Consider the following 21638-nt stretch of genomic DNA (forward strand, 5'->3'; position numbering starts at 1 on the left):
CGGCTCCGCCATGGCCAACGTGCTCTCCGCCCTCATGCCCGTCTTCCTCGTCATCGCGCTGGGCGCGGTGCTGAAACGCGTTTTGCTTCAAGAGGATACGCACTGGGTCGCGCTGGAGCGGCTCAGCTACTACGTCCTGTTCCCCGCCCTGCTGGTGGTGAACATCGCCCGCGCTGATCTCGGCGGGGTGGCGGTGCTGGAGGTGTGCGTCGCGCTGCTGGGCGCCATCGCCCTCATGTCCGCGGGCTTGTGGCTCGCCCGGCCCGCCCTCTGCCGCGCCCTGCGGCTCGACGGACCGGGATTTACCTCGGTATTTCAAGGCGCTGTGCGCTGGAACACCTATGTCGGGCTAGCGGTGGCGGGCGGTCTCGCCGGCCCTGCGGGACTGGCGGTGGCGGCGGTGGGGCTGGCGGTGATGATCCCGGCGCTGAACACGCTGAGCGTCATCACGCTGGCGCGGCACGGCCACAATGCCGCGCCGGGTCTGCGCCGCATCGGCCTGCAGGTCGTGCGCAACCCGTTCATCTGGTCCTGCGCCGCCGGCGCCGCCATCAACGCCTTCCACCTGCCGGTGCCGCCGGTGATCGTGACCTTCGGCGACATCCTCGGCCGCGCCTCGCTGGCGCTCGGGCTGCTGGTGGTGGGGGCCGGGCTGCGGCTCGGCGACCTCCGCCGGCCGCGGGCGGCGACCTGGGTGGCGAGCGTGCTGAAACTGGCCGTTCTGCCCGCGCTCGCCGTCGCGATCGGGGTCTGGTGGCGGCTCGCCGGGGTGGACCTGCTCATCGTCGCCGTCGCGGCGGCGGTGCCGTCCGCGCCCAACGGCTACGTGCTGGCACGGCAGATGGGCGGGGACGCGCCGCTGCTCGCAGAGATGCTCACCGTCCAGACCCTGGCGGCCGCAGTGACGATGCCGCTCGTGATCGCCGCGATAGAGATCATCCAGAAACACATATGAGGCAATGCCTTGACGGCATTGCCTCATCCAATGTCACAGCACGTTCAATCCGGCGGAGCGGTCAGCAGCGGCCGTAATAGCCCTGGCCCTGATAGGGGCCGGTCTGGATCCAGCACTTGCCATAGGCGTAGTAGCGGGGCGCGGGCGCATACACCACCGGCGGCGGCGGCGGCGGGGCGTAATAGACCGGCGGCGGCGGCGGCGCGTAGTAGCGCGGCTGGGCGTTGGCGATCGCCGCACCGGCAAGGAGGCCGGCGGCGAGACCGCCCGCCACGTAGCAGCCGGTGCAGGTCACGTTCTCGACCGGCGCGGCGGGCACAACGGTCGAGGCGAGGTTGACGGCGCCGAGCGGGGCGGCGGCCAGCGGCGAGGCCAGCGAGCCGATCAGCGCGGCGGCGATGCCCGCCTGCGCCATGGCCCTGCCAAAACGCGAAGTCATCATGGAAGCTACTCCCTGGTTCGCACCGAGCCCGATGCGATTGGCCCGACAATGCACCGATTCCGGTGAACACGGTCTGAATGCACGGTGGCGCTTTCGTGGCTCTTGTTCGATCGTCCGTCATGAAGATGGCGTCATTTTACCGCGACGGCAACGCCACCCCCGCCGCGCCGCCGTCGCACATCAGGAATGATGGGACAAAGGCCCAAAACGCCTCACGCGTCTTGCGGAGGGGCGCCCGTGCGTCTATCCAGCCGACTTCGATATGACATCGAACCCGACCGCACCCTTCAGCCTGTCGCGCCGGCACCTGCTCGGCATCGAAGGCCTGTCCGCCGAGGAAATCACCGGGCTTCTCGACCTTGCCGAGGAGTTCGTGACCCTCAACCGCCAGGTCGAGAAGAAGCGGGCGACCCTGCGGGGCCGCACCCAGATCAATCTGTTCTTCGAAGCCTCGACCCGCACCCAGTCCTCCTTCGAGCTTGCCGGCAAGCGGCTCGGGGCCGACGTGATGAACATGTCGATCAGCACCTCGTCGGTGAAAAAGGGCGAGACGCTCATCGACACGGCGGCGACGCTGAACGCGATGCATCCCGACATGATCATCGTGCGGCACAGCGCCTCGGGCGCGGTGGAGTTGCTGGCCCGCAAGGTCGACTGCGCGGTGGTGAACGCCGGCGACGGCGCCCACGAGCACCCCACCCAGGCCCTGCTCGACGCGCTCACCATCCGCCGCAACAAGGGTCGCATCGAAGGGCTGACCGTCGCGATCTGCGGCGACATCCTGCATTCCCGCGTCGCCCGCTCCAATATATTGCTGCTGCACACGATGGGCGCACGGGTGCGGGTGATCGGGCCCTCTACCCTGCTGCCGCGCGACATCGAGCGCTTCGGCGTCGAGGTGTACCGCGACATGCGCGAGGGGCTCGCCAACGCCGACATCGTGATGATGCTGCGTCTCCAGCGCGAGCGGATGAGCGGCTCCTTCGTGCCCTCGGTGAAAGAATATTTCCACTATTGGGGGCTCGATGCCGCCAAGCTGCGCCATGCCCGGCCGGACGCTCTGGTGATGCATCCCGGCCCGATGAATCGCGGCGTCGAAATCGATTCGGCCGTCGCCGATGGCCCGCAGTCGCTGATCCGCGAGCAGGTGGAGATGGGCGTCGCGGTGCGCATGGCGGTGCTCGACGCCCTGTCGAGGAACCTGCCCAATGCGTGAGTCCCGCCCCATCCTGCTGACCGGCGGCCGGGTCGTCGACCCCTCCCGCGACCTCGACCGCCACGCCGACGTGCTGATTGCCGACGGCGTCATCAAGGACATCGCGCAGGGCCTCGGCGTTGCCGGACTTCCTGACGGGACCGAGCGCATCGACTGCGCCGGCCAGATCGTCATCCCGGGCCTCGTCGACATGCGCGCCTTCATCGGCGAGCCTGGCGCCGAGCACCGCGAGACGCTCGCCTCCGCCAGCCAGGCGGCGGCGGCGGGCGGCGTCACCACGGTGATCTGCCAGCCCGACACCGACCCGGTGATCGACGATCCCGCCATCGTGGACTTCGTGAAACGACGCGCCCGCGACACCGCCATCGTCAACATCCACCCCATGGCCGCCCTCACCCGCGGGCTGCTGGGGCGGGAGATGACCGAGATCGGCCTGCTGGCCTCGGCCGGTGCGGTGGCCTTCACCGACGCCGCCCATTCCATCGCCTCGGCCCAGGTGCTACGCCGCGCCTTCACCTATGGCCGCGACTTCGACGCACTGATCGTGCACCACACCGAGGACGCCACGCTGACCGGCGAAGGCGTGATGAACGAGGGCGAGCTCGCCTCCCGCCTCGGCCTCGCCGGGGTTCCCAAGGCGGCCGAGACCATCGTGCTGGAACGGGACGTGCGTCTCGCCGCCATCACTCGCGGGCGCTACCATGCCGCGTCGCTCACCTGCGCGGAATCGCTGGCGGTGCTGCGCCGGGCGAAGGAAGAGGGGCTGGCGGTCACCGCCTCGGCCTCGATCAACCATCTCGCGCTGAACGAACGCGACGTCGTGGGCTATCGCACATTCTTCAAGGTCGCCCCGCCGCTCCGCGCGGAGGAAGACCGGGAGGCGCTGCTGGCGGCGGTCGCCGACGGGCTGATCGATGTCGTGGTGTCGGACCACAACCCGCAGGACGTCGAGGTGAAGCGCCTCCCCTTTTCCGAGGCGGCGTTCGGCGCCATCGGGCTGGAAACCATGCTCGCCACCGGGCTGCGGCTGGTGGATGGCGGCGCGCTCGACCTGATGACGCTGGTCCGGGCGATGTCGACCCGGCCTGCTGAAATCCTCGGCCTCGACGCCGGCACGCTCAAGCCCGGCGCCGCCGCGGATATTGCGGTGATCGCGCCAGACGAAGCGTGGATCCTCGATGCCGCGACCCTGAAATCCCGCTGCCGGAACACGCCGTTCGACGAGGCCCGCTTTCAGGGCCGCGTGGTGCGCACCCTTGTTGCCGGGCGCACGGTGTACGAATACGTTTGACCCAAGGGAGTGCAACTCCCGAACGGAAGGCCCACGGCGATGAACGGGACGCTGCCGCTCTCTGCGAGCCTGACCGCACTGGTCATCGGCTATCTGCTCGGGTCCATCCCGTTCGGGCTGCTGCTCACCCGCGCTGCCGGTACGGCGGATATCCGCTCGATCGGCTCCGGCAATATCGGCGCCACCAACGTGCTGCGCACCGGCCGGAAGGGGCTGGCGGCCGCCACGCTGCTAGGCGACGCGCTGAAGGGCACGGCCGCGGTGCTGCTCGCCCGGCACTTTTTCGGGGATGACGCGGCGCTGATCGCGGCACTGGGCGCGTTTCTCGGCCATGTCTTTCCGGTCTGGCTCCGCTTCAGGGGTGGCAAGGGCGTCGCGACCTTTCTCGGCGTGAGCCTGGCGCTGGCCTGGCCCGCGGCGCTGGCCTTTGCCGCGGTGTGGCTGGCGGTGGCCTTCGCCACCCGCTATTCCTCGCTCTCGGCGCTGATCGCCTCCGTCGCGACCACCTCCGCCGGCGGCTATCTGGCCGGGGCACCGACAGCCATTCTCCTCGGCCTCCTCACGGCTCTGCTCTGGTTCAAGCATCGCGCGAACATCCAGCGCCTGCTGGCCGGGACGGAAGGCCGGATCGGGCAGAAATGACATGACGGGCGCGGCGCGATCAGCCGGTGGAACCCGCCTCGACGATCGCCAGCGCCGCGACTGGCTTCGCCTTATCCGCAGCGAGAATGTCGGTCCCCGGACCTTTCGCAGCCTGATCAACCGTTTCGGCGGGGCCGCGGCGGCCATCGAGGCCCTGCCCCAGCTCGCGCGAAAGGGTGGCGGCCTGCTGCCGCCGCGCATCTTCTCGATCGCGGAGGCCGACGCCGAGATGGCGGCACTGGCCCGGCTGGGCGGGACTCTCGTCGCGCTCGGCGAACGCGATTACCCGCCGGCGCTGCGCGCCATCGAGGACGCCCCGCCCCTCATCGCCATACGCGGCCGGCTCGATCTGCTGACCCAGCCGATGGTGGCCATCGTGGGCTCGCGCAACGCGTCGGGCGCGGGGCGCACCATGGCGGCCCGTCTCGCGCGCGACCTTGGCCTCGCCGGCTGGATGATCGCCTCCGGTCTCGCCCGTGGCATCGACACCACCGCCCATGAAGCCAGCCTTGCCACCGGGACGCTGGCCGTCCTTGCCGGCGGCCACGACCGCCCCTACCCGCCGGAAAACCTTGCCCTGCTCGAGCGCATCGCCGAGGAGGGCGCGATCCTTACCGAGATGCCGATGGGCTGGGAGCCCCGCGCACGCGACTTCCCGCGCCGCAACCGGCTCGTCTCGGGCGTCGCCCTGGGCGTGATCATCGTCGAAGCGGCCGAGCGCTCGGGCTCGCTCATCACCGCGCGGCTGGCCGCCGAGCAGGGTCGCGAGGTCTTCGCGGTTCCCGGCTCGCCGCTGGATCCACGCGCCGCGGGAGCCAATCGGCTCATCAAGCAGGGCGCCTCCCTCATCACGAGCGCCGCGGATGTCATCGAGGCGCTCTCGCCGCTGCGCGAGCGCGGGCCCGACAGCAGCCTCGACGAGCCGGACGTGCCCCTCGACGACGGCGAGCCGAGCGAGGGAGCCCGCACCCGCGTGCTTGGCCTGCTCGGCCCCTCCCCCGTGAACGTTGACGATCTCATCGTCCTTTCCGGTGCCGGAGCCGGAGAGGTGCACATCATCCTGCTTGAGCTGGAACTTGCCGGACGGCTCGAGCGGCACCCCGGCGGGGGCGTATCCCTTCTCTGAGAGGTCGCTCACTTGCGGCGGCGTGTCGGCTCACGGGCGACAACGATCGACCTCGCCTCCTCCCGCGCCATTTCCAGGAGATAGCGCAGCGTGTCCCACCCCTGGCCATGGGCGATGCGCGCCAGCTCGCCAACCAGGGCAGCGACATATTCTGCAGCCACCCGCTGTTCGTCCGGGCTCTCCGGCATTCGTCCAAGCCCCCACCTGCGACACCGCGGCACCATAGCGCCGGCCCGTCTGGTGACACAACCTCCGATTACAATATCATATATGAACACACCATAACGTGCACTCCTTCCCTTTCGGCGGCCGGCCGCGATCTGGGCGGGCTCTCCGTTCGAAACCCTCGAAGCACCATTGTGCGCGGAGCGGCATTTGACAGAGCGGGAGGGCTCCCCCATTTTCCGGCCTCCCATCGGGGCTGAAATTCCTCCAACCTACGCGGCGGGTGCATGCAGGTCGTCATCGTCGAATCGCCGGCCAAGGCGAAGACGATCAACAAATATCTGGGGCCGGGCTACGAGGTGATCGCCTCGTATGGCCACGTGCGCGATCTGCCGGCCAAGGACGGCTCGGTGGACCCGGAGCAGGATTTCCGCATGCTCTGGGATGTCGACCCCAAGGCGCAGAAGCGCCTCGCCGACATCGCCCGGGCCGTGAAGGGCGCCGACGCGCTGATCCTCGCCACCGACCCGGATCGGGAAGGCGAAGCCATTTCCTGGCATGTCCTCGAAGTGCTGCGGGAAAAGCGGGCGCTGAAGGACCAGCCGGTCTCGCGCGTGGTGTTCAACGCCATCACCAAGCAGGCGGTGACCGAGGCGATGAAGAACCCGCGCGTCATCGACGCCGCGCTGGTGGATGCCTATCTCGCCCGCCGGGCGCTCGACTATCTCGTGGGCTTCACGCTGTCGCCGGTGCTGTGGCGCAAGCTGCCGGGAGCACGCTCCGCGGGGCGGGTGCAGTCCGTGGCGCTGCGGCTGGTCTGCGACCGCGAACGCGAGATCGAGACCTTCGTCACGCGGGAATACTGGTCGATCGCCGCCCAGCTCGCCACGCCCCGCCAGGACGTGTTCGAGGCCCGGCTGGTCGGTGCCGACGGCCAGAAGATCACCCGGCTCGACGTCGGCACGGCGGCGGAGGCCGCGGCCTTCCGCACCGCGCTGGAGGCGGCGGCGTTCCGGGTGCGCTCGGTCGAGGCAAAACCCGGCCGGCGGCACCCCTACCCCCCCTTCACCACCTCGACACTGCAGCAGGAGGCCAGCCGCAAGCTGGGCCTTGCCCCGGCGACCACGATGCGGATCGCGCAGAGGCTGTATGAAGGCGTCGATATCGGCGGCGATACCGTTGGCCTGATCACCTATATGCGTACCGATGGCGTCGACATGGCGCCGGAAGCGGTCGATGCCGCCCGGGCCGTGATCGGCCGCGACTATGGCGAGCGTTATGTGCCGTCGGCACCGCGCAAATACACCACCAAGGCGAAGAACGCCCAGGAGGCGCACGAGGCTGTGCGCCCGACCGACCTGTCGCGCCGGCCGAAGGACGTCGCGCGCATTCTGGAGCCGGACCAGGCAAAGCTCTACGAGCTCATCTGGTTGCGCACCGTCGCCAGCCAGATGGAATCGGCCGAGATCGAACGCACCACGGTCGACATCGAAGCCGCCGTGGCAGGACGCAACCTCGAGTTGCGCGCCACTGGCTCGGTGGTGAAGTTCGACGGCTTCCTCGTCCTTTACCGCGAAGGGCGTGACGACGCCGCCGAAGGCGACGATGAGGAAAACCGTCGCCTGCCGGCCATGACCGCGGGCGAGCCGCTGGCCAACCGGGGCATCAAGGCCGAGCAACACTTCACCGAGCCGCCGCCGCGCTATTCGGAAGCCTCCCTCGTCAAGCGGATGGAAGAGCTCGGCATCGGCCGCCCCTCGACCTATGCCTCGGTCCTCGCCGTGCTGCGCGAGCGCGAATATGTGCGGCTCGACAAGCGCCGGCTGGTGCCGGAGGACAAGGGACGACTCGTCACCGCCTTCCTGGAAAGCTTCTTCGAGCGCTACGTTGAGTACGACTTCACCGCCGGGCTCGAGGAGAAGCTCGACCGCATCTCCGCCGCCGAACTGGACTGGAAGGACGTGCTGCGCGACTTCTGGCGCGATTTCTCCGCCGCGGTCGGCGAGACGAAGGAACTGCGCGTCTCGGACGTCATCTCCGCCCTCGATGAGATGCTGACCGCCCATATCTTCCCGCCGAAGGAGGATGGCAGCGACCCACGGCTGTGCCCCACCTGCGGCAGCGGGCGGCTCTCGCTCAAGGTCGGCAAGTTCGGCGCCTTCATCGGCTGCTCGAACTATCCCGAGTGCAAATACACGCGTCCCCTCGCCGTTCAGCAGGGGGAGAGCGGCGAAGCGGAAACCGGCACGCGCTCGCTGGGTGTCGACCCGGCTTCCGGGCTCGAAGTGACGGTCCGCGATGGCCGCTTCGGCACCTATCTCCAGCTCGGCGAAGCCAAGGACGGGGAAAAGCCGAAGCGCTCCAGCCTGCCCAAAGGGCTCAGCCCGGCGGCGGTGGACCTTGAGACCGCGCTGGCCCTGCTGTCGCTGCCGCGTGAGATCGGGCGCAATCCGGAATCGGGCGAACCCATCCTCGCCGGCATCGGACGTTTCGGCCCCTATGTGCAGAGCGGCAAGACCTACGCCAATCTGGAAGCCGACGACGATGTGCTCGCCATCGGCCTCAACCGCGCCATCGCGCTGATCGCCGACAAGCAGAACCGTGGCCCCGGCCGGCGCGGCACCCCGGCGGGGCGGGCGCTGGGCGACCACCCCACGCTTGGCGGGCCGATCACGGTGCGGCCCGGCCGTTTCGGCGCCTATGTCAATCACGGCAAGGTCAATGCGACGCTGCCCAAGGACATGCCGCCGGACGAGGTGACGCTGGAACAGGCGGTCGCGCTCATCGCCGCGAAGGCGGACGCCGCTCCTGCCCGGCCCGCTCGCGCACCGAGGGCGACGGGCAAGGCTGCTGCATCGAAGGCGCCCGCGGAAACAGTGGCTGCGGCCGAGAAGACATCGAGCCCGAAAGCTGCGGCCAAAACCACCGCAAAAAAGCCGCCCGTGGCCAAAACTGCCACGTCTGGGGCGAAATCGGCGAAGAAGCCGGCCACGAAACCGGCGACCACGCGCAAATCCGCGGAAGGCTGACCTTCCGAAGGGCTCCCTCGTCCGCCTCAGCCGGTCAGGGCGTGGGGAGGCGCAAAAACGGAAGACCGGCGCGCTGCCACGCGCCGGCGCTCACTCGATCGCGGCCGCGGCATGAACGCTGGTGCGCAGCGGCCGCTCCTCCATTGCCACCACCGCCAACAGCGCGCCGGCAAGCGCCAGCGCCGCCGCGGCGAAGACCCAGCGGAAAGCGGCAGCCAGCACGTCCGCGTCGCCGTGGTGGAGCAGAAGCCGCTCGCCGAGCGAGCCGCCCTCCAGACCGGCACCGCCAATCAGGATCGCGCCAAAGGCGGCGGTCAGCACCGCCCCGCCAAGCGAGCGGAAGAAGTTCATGGCCGCCGTTGCGGTGCCGATCTGCGGCAGCGGCACCGCGTTCTGGATCGCAACGGTGGAGATCGGCAGAACCGTGCCGAGCCCGATCCCGGCGAAGCCGAGCAGCACGACGAGCCCAGCAACCGGCACCCTGGTCGAGCCGGCGGCCAGCGCGACCAGCGCCAGCGTGCCGACGGTGAGGCCTACCATAGGGATGCGCTTGTAATGGGTGATACGCCCCATCATGCGTCCTGTGCCGGTGGCGCCCACCACCACGCCGGCCATCAGCGGAATCAAAGCCGCACCGGATTGGCTGGCCGACAGATGCAGCACGCCTTCGAGATAGAGCGGGATCTCGATCGACAGGCCGATCAGCGTTCCCATGGCGAAGGCGGCGGCGACCACACCGGTGCGCACGACCTGATTGCCCAGTACCGAAAGCGGCAACAGGGGTTCCGCGGCGAAGCGGATGCGCACGCCGAACAGCACCCACAGCGCAGCGGACGCGGCGATCAGCCCGCCCACCTGCAGCGAGAGCCAATGATACCGCCCGCCGCCCCAGCTCAACGCCAGAAGCAGCGCGACCGTCGCGCCCGCCATCAGCAGCGCGCCGAGCAGGTCCAGCCGGTGCGGATGATGATGGGGCGGCAGGCGCCGCAGCGAGCGCTCGCTCATGACGGCGGCGAGAAGGCCGAGCGGCACATTGATCCAGAAGATCAGAGACCAGTGCAGGTGCTCGGCCATGAAGCCACCCATCACCGGCCCGGCAATGCTGGACGAGATGAAGACGGCGGCGAAATAGCCCTGATAGCGTCCGCGTTCGCGTGGTGCGACCATGACGCCGATGATGGTCTGAGCCAGCGAGATGAGGCCGCCACCGCCAACGCCCTGAAGGGCGCGGGCGAGCACGAGGCCGACCATGCTGGACGCCAGCGCACAGGCCACCGAACCGACCAGAAACAGGCCGATGCCCGCCAGCAGCACCGGCCGGGGGCCGTAGATATCGGCGAGCTTGCCGGTCAACGGCGTCACGGCGGTTGCCGTCAGCAGATAGGCCGTCACCACCCAGGGCAGGTTCGCCACGTCGCCAAAGGCAAGGCCAATGGTCGGCAATGCGGTGGAGACGATCGTCTGGTCCAGCGCGCTGAGGAACATGGCCAGCATGATGCCGATCATGATCGTGCGAATCGCGGCATGGTCCAACGCGGCCGGGGCTTGGTCTTGCGGGGTGCGCGCATCCATCGATGGGGTCCGTCACATTGAAGCTATCGCCCCCCGGCGACGGCGGCACCATGCCGCGGTCGCGAGGGAATGCAAGCACAGAGCGATCACTTCTGGGTTCCATGAATGGAATGATCAAAACCATGAACGAACGCGATGGGTCGCGGTGCGTTCCCCGGTCGACGCGGCGACGAGGGTCGGCTAGCGTCGCAGCCATTACGCCAAGGAGACATGTCCGCACGTGCGCAAGCCTTCCAAGCCCAAAGCGCCCCCGAAGCCCCGCATGCCGCGCGGTTTGCCCTCCAAGGAGGAACTGACCGCCTATGTCGCCGCCCATGGTGGTGATGTCGGCAAGCGGGAGATTTCGCGCGCCTTCGGGCTCGACGGCCAGGAGCGGATCGCACTGAAGGCGATGCTGCGCGAGCTTGCGGATGAAGGCCTCGTCAGTCGCAGCCGCCGCAAGCTCCATGTGCCCGGCGAACTGCCCGCCGCCGTCCTCGCCGAGGTGACCGAGCGGGACGAGGATGGCGAGCTGATCGCGGTCCCTGTCGACTGGGACGAGGACGAGCACGGCGCCCCGCCGCGCATATTGGTGAAGCTGGCGCGCAGCAGCCGCATCGGGGGCCGGCTGCCGGGCCCCGCGCCCACCATCGGCGACCGCGTATTGCTGCGGACGGAAGAGATTGCCGATGCCGAAGGCGAGGTCCGCCATTCCGGCCGCGTTCTCAAGCTGCTGGAGAAGGCGCGCTCACAGGTTCTCGGCATCTACCGCAAGGGCGGCCGGGAGGGCGGCGGTCGCCTCGTGCCGGTGGACAAGCGCAACATGGGGCGCGAGCTGGCCATTCCCGACGGGCAGGAGAATGGCGCGGAGGACGGCGATCTCGTCGCGGTCGAAATCCTGCGTCACCACGCCTATGGGCTGCCGACCGCCAAGGTCCGCGAGCGGCTCGGCTCGCTGGCAACGGAGAAGGCGCTCAGCCTCATCGCCATCCACGCCCACGGCATTCCCCACGTGTTCCGCCGCGACGCGCTGGCGGAAGCGGACGCTGCCCGTCCGGTGACGCTGGCGCACCGCGAGGACTGGCGCGACCTTCCTCTCGTGACCATCGACCCGCCGGATGCCAAGGACCATGACGACGCCGTTCACGCGGTGATCGACGAGGACCCGGCCAATGAGGGCGGCTATGTCGTTACGGTCGCCATTGCGGATGTGGCGAGCTATGTCCGTCCCGGCAGCGCGCTGGACCGGGAGGCGCTGGTCCGCGGCAACTCGGTGTATTTCCCCGACCGGGTGGTGCCGATGCTGCCCGAGCGCATTTCGAACGACCTGTGCTCGCTGCGCCCGCTGGAGGACCGCCCGGCGCTGGCGGTGCGGATGGTGATCGGGCCGAACGGGCGCAAGAGGAGCCACAGCTTCCACCGGATCATGATGCGTTCCGCCGCGCGGCTCGCCTATGCCCAGGCGCAGGCGGCGATCGACGGCCGGCCCGACGATGTCACCGGCGCCCTGCTGGAGCCGGTGCTGCGGCCGCTCTATGCCGCCTACGCCCTGGTCAAGAAAGCGCGCGACGCCCGCGAGCCGCTGGAGCTGGATCTGCCCGAACGCAAGGTGCTGCTGACGCCCGAGGGCACGGTGGACCGTGTCATCGTGCCCGAGCGGCTCGACGCCCACCGGCTGATCGAGGAGTTCATGATCCTCGCCAATGTCGCCGCGGCGGAGACGCTGGAGGAAAAGCGCACGCCCCTGCTCTACCGCGTGCACGATGCTCCCTCGCTGGAGAAGGTCGCGGCACTCCGCGAGTTCCTCCAGACCATGGACATAAAGCTGCCGAAGATCGACACGGTTCGCCCTGCGCATTTCAACGCCATTCTCGCCCGGGTGGTGGACACCGAGATCGCGCCGCTGGTCAATCAGGTGATCCTGCGGTCGCAGGCGCAGGCGGAGTACGCCCACGAGAATTACGGCCATTTCGGCCTGCACCTGCGCCGCTATGCCCATTTCACCTCACCGATCCGCCGCTACGCCGACCTCATCGTGCACCGGGCTCTGGTCCGGGCGCTCGAACTGGGGCGCGACGGCCTGCCGGACAGCGCGACGCCGGAGGTGCTGGCCGAAGTGGCGGCCCGCATCTCGGCCGCCGAGCGACGGGCCATGGCGGCCGAGCGCGAGACGATCGACCGGCTGATCGCCCACCACCTCGCCGAACAGGTCGGCGCGGTGTTCAAGGGCCGCATCGCCGGTGTCACCAAGGCCGGGCTGTTCGTGGCACTGGACGACACCGGAGCCGACGGATTCATTCCAGCGGCAACGCTGGGACAGGACTACTACCGCTATGATGAAGCTCGTCACGCCCTGATCGGCGAGCGCTCGGGTGAAGCCCACCAGCTCGGCGACCGGGTCGAAGTCCGTCTGGTGGAGGCCGCGCCGGTTGCCGGCGCGCTGCGGTTTGAGCTTCTGTCCGAGGGCCACCATATACGCGGCGCGCGCCGCAGCGAACGCGGCCATGGCCGCCACGGCGACACTCCTGCGCGCCGCGGGCCGCCACGCCCGGGGAGACGCCGATGAATACGCCACGCCGCAGCCCACCCGCCCCGCCCCGCCCGATGGGTCAATCCATCGCGCGCGGCTTTCGCCTGCGCTGCCCCGCCTGCGGCGAAGGAGCGATGTTCGGCGGCTACCTCAAGGTGAACGAGCGTTGCCCGGCCTGCGGCGAAGAGCTGTGGCACCACCGCGCCGACGATGCGCCGCCCTATGCCGTCATCACCGTGGTGGGTCACATCATCGTGCCGCTGGTGCTGGCGGTGGAGATGGCCTGGCATCCGCCCGAATGGCTGCATCTGGCGATCTGGCTGCCGCTGACCCTTGTGCTCAGCCTGCTGTTGCTACCACCGCTTAAGGGGGCACTGATCGGCTATCAATGGGCGGTGCGCATGCACGGCTTCGACCGCAGCAGCGACGAATACGACCCGGTGCCGCCCAGCCGGCGTGCGGTGCAGGCGGACGCGCCGATCGCATGAGCTCCGCGGACGTTGCCGAGAAACTCGCCGGCATCAAGGCCACCGGCGCTCATGCGAACCGGCGTCCGGTCGATGCCGCAACCCTCATTTTGGTCGACCGCAGTGGGCGCAAGCCGCGGATCCTGTTCGGCCGGCGCCACGAGCAGCAGGTATTCCTGCCGGGGAAATACGTGTTTCCCGGCGGCCGGGTCGACCCGGTGGACCGGCGCATGCCGGTGTTCGGCATGCTGGATGCCGACAGCGAGCGCCGGCTGGCGGCGCGCGTGGTGCGCCCCAGCGCGGCCCGCTCGCGGGCACTGGCTCTCGCCGCCATTCGCGAAACCTGCGAGGAAACCGGCCTGCTGCTCGGCACCCGCGATGCCGGCGCTCCCGAGGGCGTGCCGGAGGCGTGGCGACCCTTCGCAGAGGCCGGGCTCTATCCCGACCTGGAGGCCCTGCGCTTCGTCGCCCGCGCCGTTACCCCCCCGCGCCGCTCCCGCCGCTACGACACGCGCTTTTTCCTCGCGGAGGCCAGCGCCATCGCCCACCGGCTCGGCGACGTGGTCGGGCCGCAATCGGAGCTGACGGAACTGGTGTGGGCCGGCTTCGACGAAGCGCGTCGGCTCGACCTTCCGATCATCACCCAAGCGGTGCTTGAGGATGTCGAGGCCCTGTTGTCGGCCGGCCCCTATGCCCGCCCGGTGGTGCCCTTCTACTATATGCGGGGGAACCGCTTCCACCGGGACACGCTGGACTGAGACAGGCGCGGCCCCTACAAGGCGCGCATGCTTGCCCCTGCTCCCGTCACTGGTTCCCGAAGCGCCTCCATCGCCGCCGCGATCGGAACCATCGCCGTTGTCGGCGTGGGCCTCGGCCTGACCGTGCCGCTGCTCGCCATCGAGATGGAGTCGCGGGGCGTACCGCGAACGCTGATCGGGCTCAACACGGCTGTGGCCGGCATCGCCAACATCGTCGTGGCTCCCTTCGTCACCGGAATGGTGCGGCGCCATGGCGTGAGCACGCTGCTGTTCGGCGCTCTGGCGCTCGCGGCGTTGAGCCTGCTCGCCTTCAAGCTCACCTCCTCCTTCGCCGTCTGGTGTGCCCTGCGCTTCATCGCGGGCGCGGCGTTCTGCGTGCTGTTCGTCGTGAGCGAGTTCTGGATCAACGCCGCCGCCCCGCCGGAGCGGCGGGGACTGGTCATGGGGATCTACGCCACCGCCATGTCGCTCGCGGTGGCGGCCGGCCCGGCCATTCTCGGGGTGACGGGGTCGGAAGGCTGGGCGCCCTACATCGCCGGCGCCGTGATCTTCAGCGCCGGCATGGTGCCGGTGATCATCGGGGCCTCCGGCGCGCCCGAGGTGCATGAAGAGAGCCGGCTCAGCGTCTTCGCCCTGCTGCGGATCGCCCCCAGCGCGAGCCTTGCCGCCTTCATCTTCGGCGCCGTCGAGACGGGCGAGATGAGCTTCCTCGCCATTTACGGCATCCGGCGCGGGCTCGACGAATCGAGCGCCGCGATGCTGATGACGATCGCCCTGTTGGGTGGCGTCGTGTTCCAGCTTCCGCTGGGCCTGCTCAGTGACCGGATGAGCCGCCGCAAGCTCCTGCTCGCCTGCGGCATCACAGGCTTGGCCGGCGCACTGATTCTGCCCTGGCTCGCCATTGACGGGTGGACGATCCGGGCGGTGCTGTTCGTCTCCATCGGCGTGGTGGCCGGGCTCTACACCGTGGGCCTTGCCCATCTCGGCGCCCGATTCCACGGAGCGGAGCTGGCGGCGGCCAATTCGGTGTTCGTGATGCTCTATGCCATCGGCCTCACCATCGGCCCGCCTCTGGTCGGCATCGGCATGGACACCGTTGATCCCCATGGCTTTGCCCTGACGCTGGCGGCGCTGATGGCGCTGTATGTGGCCGTCGTGGCCTGGCGGGTGGCGCGCGTTCCTTGACATTCGTCCCGCGATCTACGATACGAACGCCAACGAGCGGCCGTGTGGTCGCGCGATCCGTTTCATATAGGCGCGGCCGGAATCGTCCCCGCCACCCACAAGGAGACCGGCCATGGCCAAGGCGGCGACCATCAAGATCCGGCTCGTGTCGAGCGCCGACACCGGCTTTTTCTACGTGACCAAGAAGAATTCGCGCACGATGACCGACAAGCTGGTCGTGAAGAAGTACGACCCCGTCGCGAAGAAGCATGTCGAATTCCGCGAAGGCAAGATCAAGTGATCTGAACCAACCGGGTTCGGTAGCGACAAAAGGCGCCATAAGGCGCCTTTTTTGTTGTGAACGCTGAGTGCGGCCAGCGGCAAGTCGTCGCCAAGGGGATACCTCCCCCCCGGATGGGGTGGCCGGCGAGCGACGGGGCTGGAGAGGCTATCCGCCGGCGGCGCTCGCCGGCCTGACCCTACGGACCCGGGAGATGCGGCGAACCCGGGCACCCCGCAGGGCTGTCGGAGCCCTTCGAAGCTAATCCAATGCTTAATGATTGCAATGTCGAATTATGAGCGCATTGCGGGCGCTGGGCTTACCCTGTGCGTGGCTGCGCCGCTCACTCGTCGTTGACGAAATGCCGGACGGTCTCGAGAAACTTGGCCACCGAGATCGGCTTCGACAGATAGGCCTCGCAGCCCCCCTCCCGAATCCGCTCCTCATCGCCCTTCATGGCAAAGGCGGTGACGGCGACAACGGGGATGGCGCGGAGCTCGGGATCGGCCTTGAGCTGCCGGGTGACGTCGAGGCCGGATACCTCCGGCAGCTGGATGTCCATCAGGATCAGATCCGGCCGGTGCTCGCGCGCAAGCTCCAGCGCTTCGACGCCGCTGCGTGTCTCCACCGTGGCGTAACCATGGGCTTCGAGCAGATCATGGAAGAGCTTCATGTTCAGCTCGTTGTCTTCCACGATCATGACGGTCTTCGGCATGGAAGCGTGATCCCCGGCCGTTCGCCCCGGCGGCGCGCGGCTGCTATAAGACTCGGAACGAAAAAGGCCGCGTGGACGGTGGATTTCGACCGCCCGACCCTACCCTCCATTCCTTACGGAACCGCAAATGGCGCTCGGCAGATCACCCGGAAGAACCCGGTCCCTGACAACGGCAGCCGCGGCGCGCGAAGTTGCCGTCGGCGCGCTGACCTTCCTCGTCTCCGACCCCGAGCGAATCGGCCCGATGCTGGCAGCGAGCGGCATGGCGCCGGGCGACCTGCGGGGCGCTGTCGGCTCCACCGCTTTTCAGGTGGGCGTGCTGGACTATCTCATCGAGCGGCAGGACCTGCTGATCGAATATGCCAACGGCGCCGGCATCGACCCCGGCCATGTGGTGGCCGCGCGCGAAATTCTGACCCATGAAGGCGCCGGCCGGCGCGAGCGCTGAGACCACCATGTCGTTGGCGGCCTTCTGCCGGGATTGCCTCGCCTCCGTCACGCGGGAGGGACGATGCCCCTCCTGTGGCAGCCCGCGGGTCATCCGGCATCCCGAGCTGTTCAAGCTCCACATCGCCCATATCGATTGCGACGCCTTTTATGCAGCGGTCGAGAAGCGGGACGATCCCTCCCTGCGCGACCGGCCGGTGATCATCGGTGGTGGCCGGCGCGGAGTGGTGTCGACGGCCTGCTACATCGCCCGCATCCGCGGGGTGCGTTCCGCCATGCCGATGTTCAGGGCGCGCGAACTCTGCCCGGAGGCGGTGGTGATCCGCCCGAACATGGCGAAATACGTCGCGGTCGGCCGGCAGGTGCGCGAGCGGATGCTGCGCCTGACACCGCTGGTGGAACCGCTGTCGATCGACGAGGCGTTTCTCGACCTCGCCGGCACCGAACGCCTGCACGGCGAGCCACCAGCCCGGACGCTGGCCCGGTTGGCGCGTGAGGTTGAGGCCGAGATTGGCATCACCCTGTCGATCGGTCTCGCCGCCAACAAGTTCCTCGCCAAGATCGCCTCCGATCTCGACAAGCCGCGCGGTTTCGCCGTCATTGGCGCCGCGGAGGCGCAGGCCTTTCTAGCCCCGCGCTCGGTCGGCTCCATCTGGGGCGTGGGACGGGCAACGCAGGAACGTCTCGCCCGCGACGGCTATCGCCTCATCGCCGACCTTCAGGCCGCTGGCGAGAACGATCTCGCCCGCCGCTATGGCGCGGAAGGGCTGCGGCTGGCCCGGCTCGCGCGCGGCGAGGATAGCCGGCGCGTGAACCCGGAGCGCGAGACCAAGAGCATCTCCGCCGAAACCACCTTCGACAGCGACATCCACGACCTGCGAACGCTGGAACAATCGCTGTACCCACTGGCGGAGAAGGTGTCGGCGCGGATGAAGAAGGCGGGCTTTGCCGGCCGGACGGTGACGCTGAAACTCAAGACCGCGGACTTCCGGCTGGTGACGCGGGCGCGCTCGCTGGAGAACCCGACCCAGCTCGCCCACCGGATTTTCGCCAGTGCGCGGGACCTGCTCGCGCGCGAAGCGACGGACGCCGTTCGCTACCGGCTGATCGGGGTGGGGCTGTCGGAGCTGTGCGACCCCGCCCTCGCCGACCCGCCTGTCCTCATCGACCCCAGCGCGGCGAAGAAGGGGGCGGCGGAACGGGCCATGGACGCCCTGCGGGAGAAATTCGGTGCCGGCGCCATCGAGACCGGGTTGCGGCTCGACCGCCCCCGCGCCGCCGGCGAGTCACCTATTTCGAGCACGGCTCCTCGGGCAGCGCCTCGTACGCGGTGAGGGTGCCGCGCAGGACGAAATCGCCATAGTCGAGCTTCAGCGCCCGACTGACGCCGTTGGCATAAAGATCGAAGCTGATCACATAATCTGGCGTCTCGGCGGCCGCGCCATGCTCGTAATAGCTCACGGTCACGGGATAGCGCGCGAGGCTGGCAAGGCTGGAGAGAGCGGGCTCGACGCCGTCCTGCGCGGTGGTCGCCTTTCCGATCACCGAGAGCGTATCGTACACCTTCCGCCCATCCGGCGAGCCGTCGAAAACCCTCGCTTCCAGGACCGTATCGCCCTGCGTGGCGGCCGTGATCATCTTTACGACGTGCTGCGTCGGCAGGACAACGGCGTCACCGAGTATCGCGTTTCCCGCCTCCGGCTTGGTGGTGCGCACGTCGAGCACCCCACCCTTGCGCTCGGCCACGCCGTCGGCGTCGTCCTGCGGCTCGTCGTTCACGGTGTTCTGGATGCGGAAGCGATAGGTATCGGCAGCGCCGTCCTCCCATGTCACGGTGTTCAACGCGCTGCGGACGCGGTCGCCACCATCGGTCTCCAGCTCCGTGACCTGGCGCAGATTCACGGAATATCCGCTGCAGGCGTTGCCCTTGAGCTCGTAGACAATCTCGCCCCGCGCCGCTTCGACTCGCTTGGCCGCCTTGGAGCCGTCGAGCGACAGCTCGTACACCGCGCGGTGCGGCGTCAGCTGCACGGCCTCGGCAACGCCGAGCGGAAGGGCGCTGAGCAGGGCCGCGAGCACCAGGCGGACGAGGCTGGCGGGGAAGACGACGGTCATCGGCACGGCTCCCGTGAAAGATGGGCCGCGGCCGGAGGTAAACCTCCTTGCGTGGCAGCGGCGGATCGTCCAAACATCCCGCCCGAACACAGGCGAGAACAAGGGCGAAAGTTGGAACGCCATCGTTTCAGCCCTCTGGCGGAGAAGCAACACATGTCGGGAACGGTCGAATCGAAGCTGGCGGCCCTCGGGATCGTCATCCCCACGGCAACCGCCCCTGCGGCCAATTACGTGCCGACGGTTCAGACCGGCAACCAGCTTTGGATCTCCGGCCAGATATCCATCGCCAACGGCGTGCTGATGACCGGCAAGCTGGGCGACGACGCCGATGTCGAAGCGGGCCGCGCCGCCGCCCGCCAGTGCGCCATCAACCTCATCGCCCAGATGAAGGCCGCCCTCGGCGATCTCGACCGGGTGAAGCGCGTGGTGAAGCTGGTCGGCTTCGTCAATTCGGCGCCGGACTTCACAGACCAGCCGAAGGTGGTGAACGGCTGCTCTGACCTGCTGGTTGACGTGTTCGGCGATGCCGGCCGCCATGCGCGTTCGGCGGTGGGTGTGGCCGCCCTGCCCTTCAATGTCAGCGTCGAGGTCGAGGCGGTCGTCGAGATCGCCTGATCCATCCTGCGGAGCGTTCCATGGAGCCGTCCCCTTCCCTCGACTGGCTGCTCGCGCGGCCGATCGCCCATCGTGCGCTCCATGACGCGGCTGCCGGACGCATCGAAAACATGCCCGCCTCGGTCGACGCTGCCGTGGCCCGGGATTACGCGATTGAAGTCGACGTCCAGCTCACCGCGGATGGTGAGGTGGTGGTATTCCATGACGACACGCTGGAACGGCTCACCCTCGGCACCGGGTGGGTGAAGGACCACACGCTCCACCAGCTTCGGCAGGTGGCGTTCCGGCAGACGCCGGAGCGGGTGATGACCCTCACCGACCTGCTGGAGCGGGTGGCCGGTCGGGTTCCGCTGCTGATCGAGCTGAAAAGCCGCTTCGACGGCGCCACCCAGGTCGCGGCCAACACATGCACCCGGCTGGCTGGCTATCGTGGGCCGGTCGCATTGATGTCGTTCGATCCCGATCTCGTCGCCGCCGTCCGCCACATGGCGCCGCATCTACCGCGCGGCTTCACCATGGAGCAGCATTACGAGGACCCCGAATGGGATTTCCTCGATCACGAGACCAAGTTCGCCTGGGCGCATCTTCGGCACGCGCCGCACACCCGCCCGCACTTCCTCGCCCACTATGTCCGTGAGATCGACTCGCCTGTCGTGGCGATGGCGCGGGCGGTTTCCGGCACCCCCGTGCTGGCCTGGACGGTGCGCACCGCAGACGACCGCCAGAGCGCGCGGCGTCATGCCGACCAGATCATCTTCGAGGGATTTATCCCCTGAAGCGGAACCTGCCCTTCCCAAGGTCGTGAGCGGGCTTCCGCCTCGGTTCGTTCCGGGTGACACTAATTGTCCCCGCACGGCCTGTCGCCGCGCCTCTCCAGCCTGATGCCGGCCGCTCCCGACCATGCATGAAGCACCGCTCCGCCTCCGCGTCGAGAACCGGCTCGCCGCTATTCCCGCCGCCGAGTGGGACGCCTGCGCGGGGGAAAATCGAACATCGCCGAACGCAGACGCAGCCCTATCGCCGGATGGACACATGCCGCCGGCTATTCCAGACGCGCGTGCCAACCCCTTCGTCACCCACGCCTTCCTCTCGGCGCTGGAGGATTCCGGCTCGGCGACGGCGAAGACCGGCTGGCTCCCCCAGCATCTCGTTCTGGAGGATGCGGAGGGCCGCATCCTGGGCGCCTGCCCCGCCTATCTGAAGTCGCATTCGCGCGGAGAATATGTCTTCGATGAGGGATGGGCCGACGCTTATGAGCGCGCCGGCGGCCGTTATTATCCCAAGCTCCAGGTGTCGGTGCCTTTCACCCCGGCTACCGGCCCCCGTCTGCTGGCACGGCCGGGCGCCGGGGAGGCTGCCGTTCGGGGGGCGCTGGCGCAGGGACTGACCGCGCTGGCGGAGCTGCGCAGCGCGTCCTCTGTGCACGCCACCTTCCTGCGCCCGGACGATGCCGGCGCCCTTGAGGCGGTCGGCTTCCTGCCGCGCACGGACCAGCAGTTCCACTGGCACAATGAGGGCTATGGCAGCTTCGAGGATTTTCTCGGCGCGCTCGCCTCCCGCAAGCGCAAGGCGATCCGGCGCGAGCGGCGCGAAGCGGTGGAAAGCGGCATCGACATTCGCTGGCTCACCGGCTCCGACATCACCGAGGAGGCGCTCGACGCCTTTTTTGCCTTCTATCAGGAGACCGGCTCGCGCAAATGGGGCCGTCCCTATCTCACCCGGAGCTTCTACTCGCTGGTGACCGAGCGGATGGCGGATCGCATCCTGCTGGTGATGGCGCGGCGCGCGGGCCGCTGGATCGCGGGTGCGATCAATTTCATCGGTGCCGGCACCCTGTTCGGTCGCCATTGGGGCGCGATCGAGCACCACCCCTTCCTGCATTTCGAGGTCTGCTACCATCAGGCCATCGAATACGCCATCGCCCATCGGCTCCGCGTCGTCGAGGCCGGAGCGCAGGGCGAGCATAAGCTGGCCCGCGGCTACCTGCCGGTGACAACACGCTCGGCCCACTGGATTGCCGATCCGGGATTGCGCCAGGCGGTCGCGGACTATCTCCAACGCGAGCGGGTCTATGTCGCCTGCAGATTCCGACGTTCATCCGGCCGGGTTTCCAATCGTCATCCGGCCAGC

General features: G+C 68.6%; 21 protein-coding genes. 16 read left to right on the forward strand and 5 right to left on the reverse strand.

From position 1 onward, the window contains the following. The first annotated feature begins 10 nt into the window (after positions 1-10). The gene (locus KHC27_RS21030) at positions 11-955 is read left to right on the forward strand and encodes an AEC family transporter (RefSeq protein WP_213341948.1); all 945 of its coding nucleotides are present in this window, start codon (positions 11-13) and stop codon (positions 953-955) included. A 61-nt stretch (positions 956-1016) separates the two neighbouring features. Here KHC27_RS21030 and KHC27_RS21035 read toward each other — a convergent pair whose 3' ends face one another. Further along, positions 1017-1397: a hypothetical protein gene (locus KHC27_RS21035; protein WP_213341950.1), complete on the reverse strand. Its 381-nt coding sequence runs from the start codon at positions 1395-1397 to the stop codon at positions 1017-1019. Between the two features lie 262 nt (positions 1398-1659). Between KHC27_RS21035 and KHC27_RS21040 the strand changes: the two genes are divergently transcribed. Genes KHC27_RS21040 through dprA form a run of 4 tightly spaced genes read left to right on the forward strand, consistent with a single transcriptional unit; the run spans position 1660 to position 5672 of the window. Further along, positions 1660-2613 carry an aspartate carbamoyltransferase catalytic subunit gene (locus KHC27_RS21040; RefSeq protein ID WP_213341952.1) on the forward strand — a complete coding sequence of 318 codons (954 nt, stop codon included), beginning with the start codon at positions 1660-1662 and terminating at the stop codon, positions 2611-2613. Beyond that, a complete protein-coding gene (locus KHC27_RS21045) occupies positions 2606-3904 on the forward strand; it encodes a dihydroorotase (RefSeq protein ID WP_213341954.1) in 1299 nt (432 codons plus the stop codon). The genes KHC27_RS21040 and KHC27_RS21045 overlap by 8 nt, the downstream gene beginning before the upstream one ends. Before the next feature lie 39 nt (positions 3905-3943). Continuing rightward, a complete protein-coding gene (gene plsY, locus KHC27_RS21050) occupies positions 3944-4546 on the forward strand; it encodes a glycerol-3-phosphate 1-O-acyltransferase PlsY (protein ID WP_213341956.1) in 603 nt (200 codons plus the stop codon). 1 nt (position 4547) lies between these two features. Continuing rightward, positions 4548-5672, forward strand: a complete 1125-nt coding sequence (gene dprA, locus KHC27_RS21055) for a DNA-processing protein DprA (RefSeq protein WP_213341958.1) — start codon at positions 4548-4550, stop codon at positions 5670-5672. Between the two features lie 8 nt (positions 5673-5680). Here the strand turns inward: dprA and KHC27_RS21060 are convergent, their stop codons facing one another. Further along, a complete protein-coding gene (locus KHC27_RS21060) occupies positions 5681-5860 on the reverse strand; it encodes a hypothetical protein (RefSeq protein WP_246520181.1) in 180 nt (59 codons plus the stop codon). A 264-nt stretch (positions 5861-6124) separates the two neighbouring features. Between KHC27_RS21060 and topA the strand changes: the two genes are divergently transcribed. Further along, positions 6125-8866, forward strand: a complete 2742-nt coding sequence (gene topA / locus KHC27_RS21065; protein ID WP_213341962.1) for a type I DNA topoisomerase — start codon at positions 6125-6127, stop codon at positions 8864-8866. 90 nt (positions 8867-8956) lie between these two features. On the opposite strand, the gene KHC27_RS21070 is transcribed toward topA, so the two are convergent. Next, the gene (locus KHC27_RS21070) at positions 8957-10438 is read right to left on the reverse strand and encodes an MDR family MFS transporter (RefSeq protein ID WP_213341964.1); all 1482 of its coding nucleotides are present in this window, start codon (positions 10436-10438) and stop codon (positions 8957-8959) included. Positions 10439-10700: 262 nt separating this feature from the next. Here KHC27_RS21070 and rnr point away from each other — a divergent pair, with 262 nt between their 5' ends. The 5 genes from rnr to rpmG all read left to right on the forward strand — a co-directional run bounded on the left by rnr (position 10701) and on the right by rpmG (position 15637). Beyond that, entirely contained in the window at positions 10701-12983 is a 2283-nt protein-coding gene (rnr, locus tag KHC27_RS21075; protein ID WP_213341966.1) for a ribonuclease R, read from the forward strand. Continuing rightward, positions 12980-13435: a DUF983 domain-containing protein gene (locus KHC27_RS21080; protein ID WP_213341968.1), complete on the forward strand. Its 456-nt coding sequence runs from the start codon at positions 12980-12982 to the stop codon at positions 13433-13435. The genes rnr and KHC27_RS21080 overlap by 4 nt, the downstream gene beginning before the upstream one ends. Next, positions 13432-14172: an NUDIX hydrolase gene (locus tag KHC27_RS21085; RefSeq protein WP_213341971.1), complete on the forward strand. Its 741-nt coding sequence runs from the start codon at positions 13432-13434 to the stop codon at positions 14170-14172. The genes KHC27_RS21080 and KHC27_RS21085 overlap by 4 nt, the downstream gene beginning before the upstream one ends. Before the next feature lie 27 nt (positions 14173-14199). Beyond that, entirely contained in the window at positions 14200-15357 is a 1158-nt protein-coding gene (locus KHC27_RS21090; RefSeq protein ID WP_213341973.1) for an MFS transporter, read from the forward strand. A 112-nt stretch (positions 15358-15469) separates the two neighbouring features. Next, entirely contained in the window at positions 15470-15637 is a 168-nt protein-coding gene (gene rpmG, locus KHC27_RS21095; RefSeq protein WP_213341975.1) for a 50S ribosomal protein L33, read from the forward strand. A 322-nt stretch (positions 15638-15959) separates the two neighbouring features. Here rpmG and KHC27_RS21100 read toward each other — a convergent pair whose 3' ends face one another. Next, positions 15960-16331, reverse strand: a complete 372-nt coding sequence (locus KHC27_RS21100; RefSeq protein ID WP_213341977.1) for a response regulator — start codon at positions 16329-16331, stop codon at positions 15960-15962. Between the two features lie 127 nt (positions 16332-16458). Between KHC27_RS21100 and KHC27_RS21105 the strand changes: the two genes are divergently transcribed. Then, positions 16459-16779 carry a DUF3572 domain-containing protein gene (locus KHC27_RS21105; RefSeq protein WP_213341979.1) on the forward strand — a complete coding sequence of 107 codons (321 nt, stop codon included), beginning with the start codon at positions 16459-16461 and terminating at the stop codon, positions 16777-16779. Positions 16780-16786: 7 nt separating this feature from the next. Then, positions 16787-18112: a DNA polymerase IV gene (locus KHC27_RS21110; protein WP_213341981.1), complete on the forward strand. Its 1326-nt coding sequence runs from the start codon at positions 16787-16789 to the stop codon at positions 18110-18112. Here KHC27_RS21110 and KHC27_RS21115 read toward each other — a convergent pair. Continuing rightward, on the reverse strand, positions 18069-18893 hold the full coding sequence (locus KHC27_RS21115; RefSeq protein WP_213341983.1) for a cell envelope integrity EipB family protein: 825 nt from the start codon (positions 18891-18893) through the stop codon (positions 18069-18071). The genes KHC27_RS21110 and KHC27_RS21115 overlap by 44 nt on opposite strands. Positions 18894-19046: 153 nt before the next feature. Between KHC27_RS21115 and KHC27_RS21120 the strand changes: the two genes are divergently transcribed. The 3 genes from KHC27_RS21120 to KHC27_RS21130 form a co-directional block, all read left to right on the forward strand. Continuing rightward, positions 19047-19508 carry a RidA family protein gene (locus KHC27_RS21120; RefSeq protein ID WP_213341985.1) on the forward strand — a complete coding sequence of 154 codons (462 nt, stop codon included), beginning with the start codon at positions 19047-19049 and terminating at the stop codon, positions 19506-19508. A gap of 20 nt (positions 19509-19528) precedes the next feature. Beyond that, positions 19529-20284, forward strand: coding sequence for a glycerophosphodiester phosphodiesterase family protein (locus KHC27_RS21125; RefSeq protein WP_213341987.1), 756 nt, complete (start codon positions 19529-19531; stop codon positions 20282-20284). A gap of 124 nt (positions 20285-20408) precedes the next feature. Next, on the forward strand, positions 20409-21638 hold a 1230-nt coding region (locus KHC27_RS21130; RefSeq protein WP_213341989.1), incomplete at its 3' end, for a GNAT family N-acetyltransferase.

The sequence above is a fragment of the Ancylobacter lacus genome, assembly GCF_018390635.1.
GTDB classification, from domain to species: Bacteria; Pseudomonadota; Alphaproteobacteria; order Rhizobiales; family Xanthobacteraceae; genus Ancylobacter; species Ancylobacter lacus.

What these genes read in the sequence shown, in the direction of transcription:
- KHC27_RS21030 (WP_213341948.1), top strand. Translation starts at nt 11, where the DNA reads ATGGCCAACGTGCTCTCCGCCCTCATGCCCGTCTTCCTCGTCATCGCG.
- KHC27_RS21035 (WP_213341950.1), bottom strand. Translation starts at nt 1,397, where the DNA reads ATGATGACTTCGCGTTTTGGCAGGGCCATGGCGCAGGCGGGCATCGCC.
- KHC27_RS21040 (WP_213341952.1), top strand. Translation starts at nt 1,660, where the DNA reads ATGACATCGAACCCGACCGCACCCTTCAGCCTGTCGCGCCGGCACCTG.
- KHC27_RS21045 (WP_213341954.1), top strand. Translation starts at nt 2,606, where the DNA reads ATGCGTGAGTCCCGCCCCATCCTGCTGACCGGCGGCCGGGTCGTCGAC.
- plsY (WP_213341956.1), top strand. Translation starts at nt 3,944, where the DNA reads ATGAACGGGACGCTGCCGCTCTCTGCGAGCCTGACCGCACTGGTCATC.
- dprA (WP_213341958.1), top strand. Translation starts at nt 4,548, where the DNA reads ATGACGGGCGCGGCGCGATCAGCCGGTGGAACCCGCCTCGACGATCGC.
- KHC27_RS21060 (WP_246520181.1), bottom strand. Translation starts at nt 5,860, where the DNA reads ATGCCGGAGAGCCCGGACGAACAGCGGGTGGCTGCAGAATATGTCGCT.
- topA (WP_213341962.1), top strand. Translation starts at nt 6,125, where the DNA reads ATGCAGGTCGTCATCGTCGAATCGCCGGCCAAGGCGAAGACGATCAAC.
- KHC27_RS21070 (WP_213341964.1), bottom strand. Translation starts at nt 10,438, where the DNA reads ATGGATGCGCGCACCCCGCAAGACCAAGCCCCGGCCGCGTTGGACCAT.
- rnr (WP_213341966.1), top strand. Translation starts at nt 10,701, where the DNA reads ATGCCGCGCGGTTTGCCCTCCAAGGAGGAACTGACCGCCTATGTCGCC.
- KHC27_RS21080 (WP_213341968.1), top strand. Translation starts at nt 12,980, where the DNA reads ATGAATACGCCACGCCGCAGCCCACCCGCCCCGCCCCGCCCGATGGGT.
- KHC27_RS21085 (WP_213341971.1), top strand. Translation starts at nt 13,432, where the DNA reads ATGAGCTCCGCGGACGTTGCCGAGAAACTCGCCGGCATCAAGGCCACC.
- KHC27_RS21090 (WP_213341973.1), top strand. Translation starts at nt 14,200, where the DNA reads ATGCTTGCCCCTGCTCCCGTCACTGGTTCCCGAAGCGCCTCCATCGCC.
- rpmG (WP_213341975.1), top strand. Translation starts at nt 15,470, where the DNA reads ATGGCCAAGGCGGCGACCATCAAGATCCGGCTCGTGTCGAGCGCCGAC.
- KHC27_RS21100 (WP_213341977.1), bottom strand. Translation starts at nt 16,331, where the DNA reads ATGCCGAAGACCGTCATGATCGTGGAAGACAACGAGCTGAACATGAAG.
- KHC27_RS21105 (WP_213341979.1), top strand. Translation starts at nt 16,459, where the DNA reads ATGGCGCTCGGCAGATCACCCGGAAGAACCCGGTCCCTGACAACGGCA.
- KHC27_RS21110 (WP_213341981.1), top strand. Translation starts at nt 16,787, where the DNA reads ATGTCGTTGGCGGCCTTCTGCCGGGATTGCCTCGCCTCCGTCACGCGG.
- KHC27_RS21115 (WP_213341983.1), bottom strand. Translation starts at nt 18,893, where the DNA reads ATGACCGTCGTCTTCCCCGCCAGCCTCGTCCGCCTGGTGCTCGCGGCC.
- KHC27_RS21120 (WP_213341985.1), top strand. Translation starts at nt 19,047, where the DNA reads ATGTCGGGAACGGTCGAATCGAAGCTGGCGGCCCTCGGGATCGTCATC.
- KHC27_RS21125 (WP_213341987.1), top strand. Translation starts at nt 19,529, where the DNA reads ATGGAGCCGTCCCCTTCCCTCGACTGGCTGCTCGCGCGGCCGATCGCC.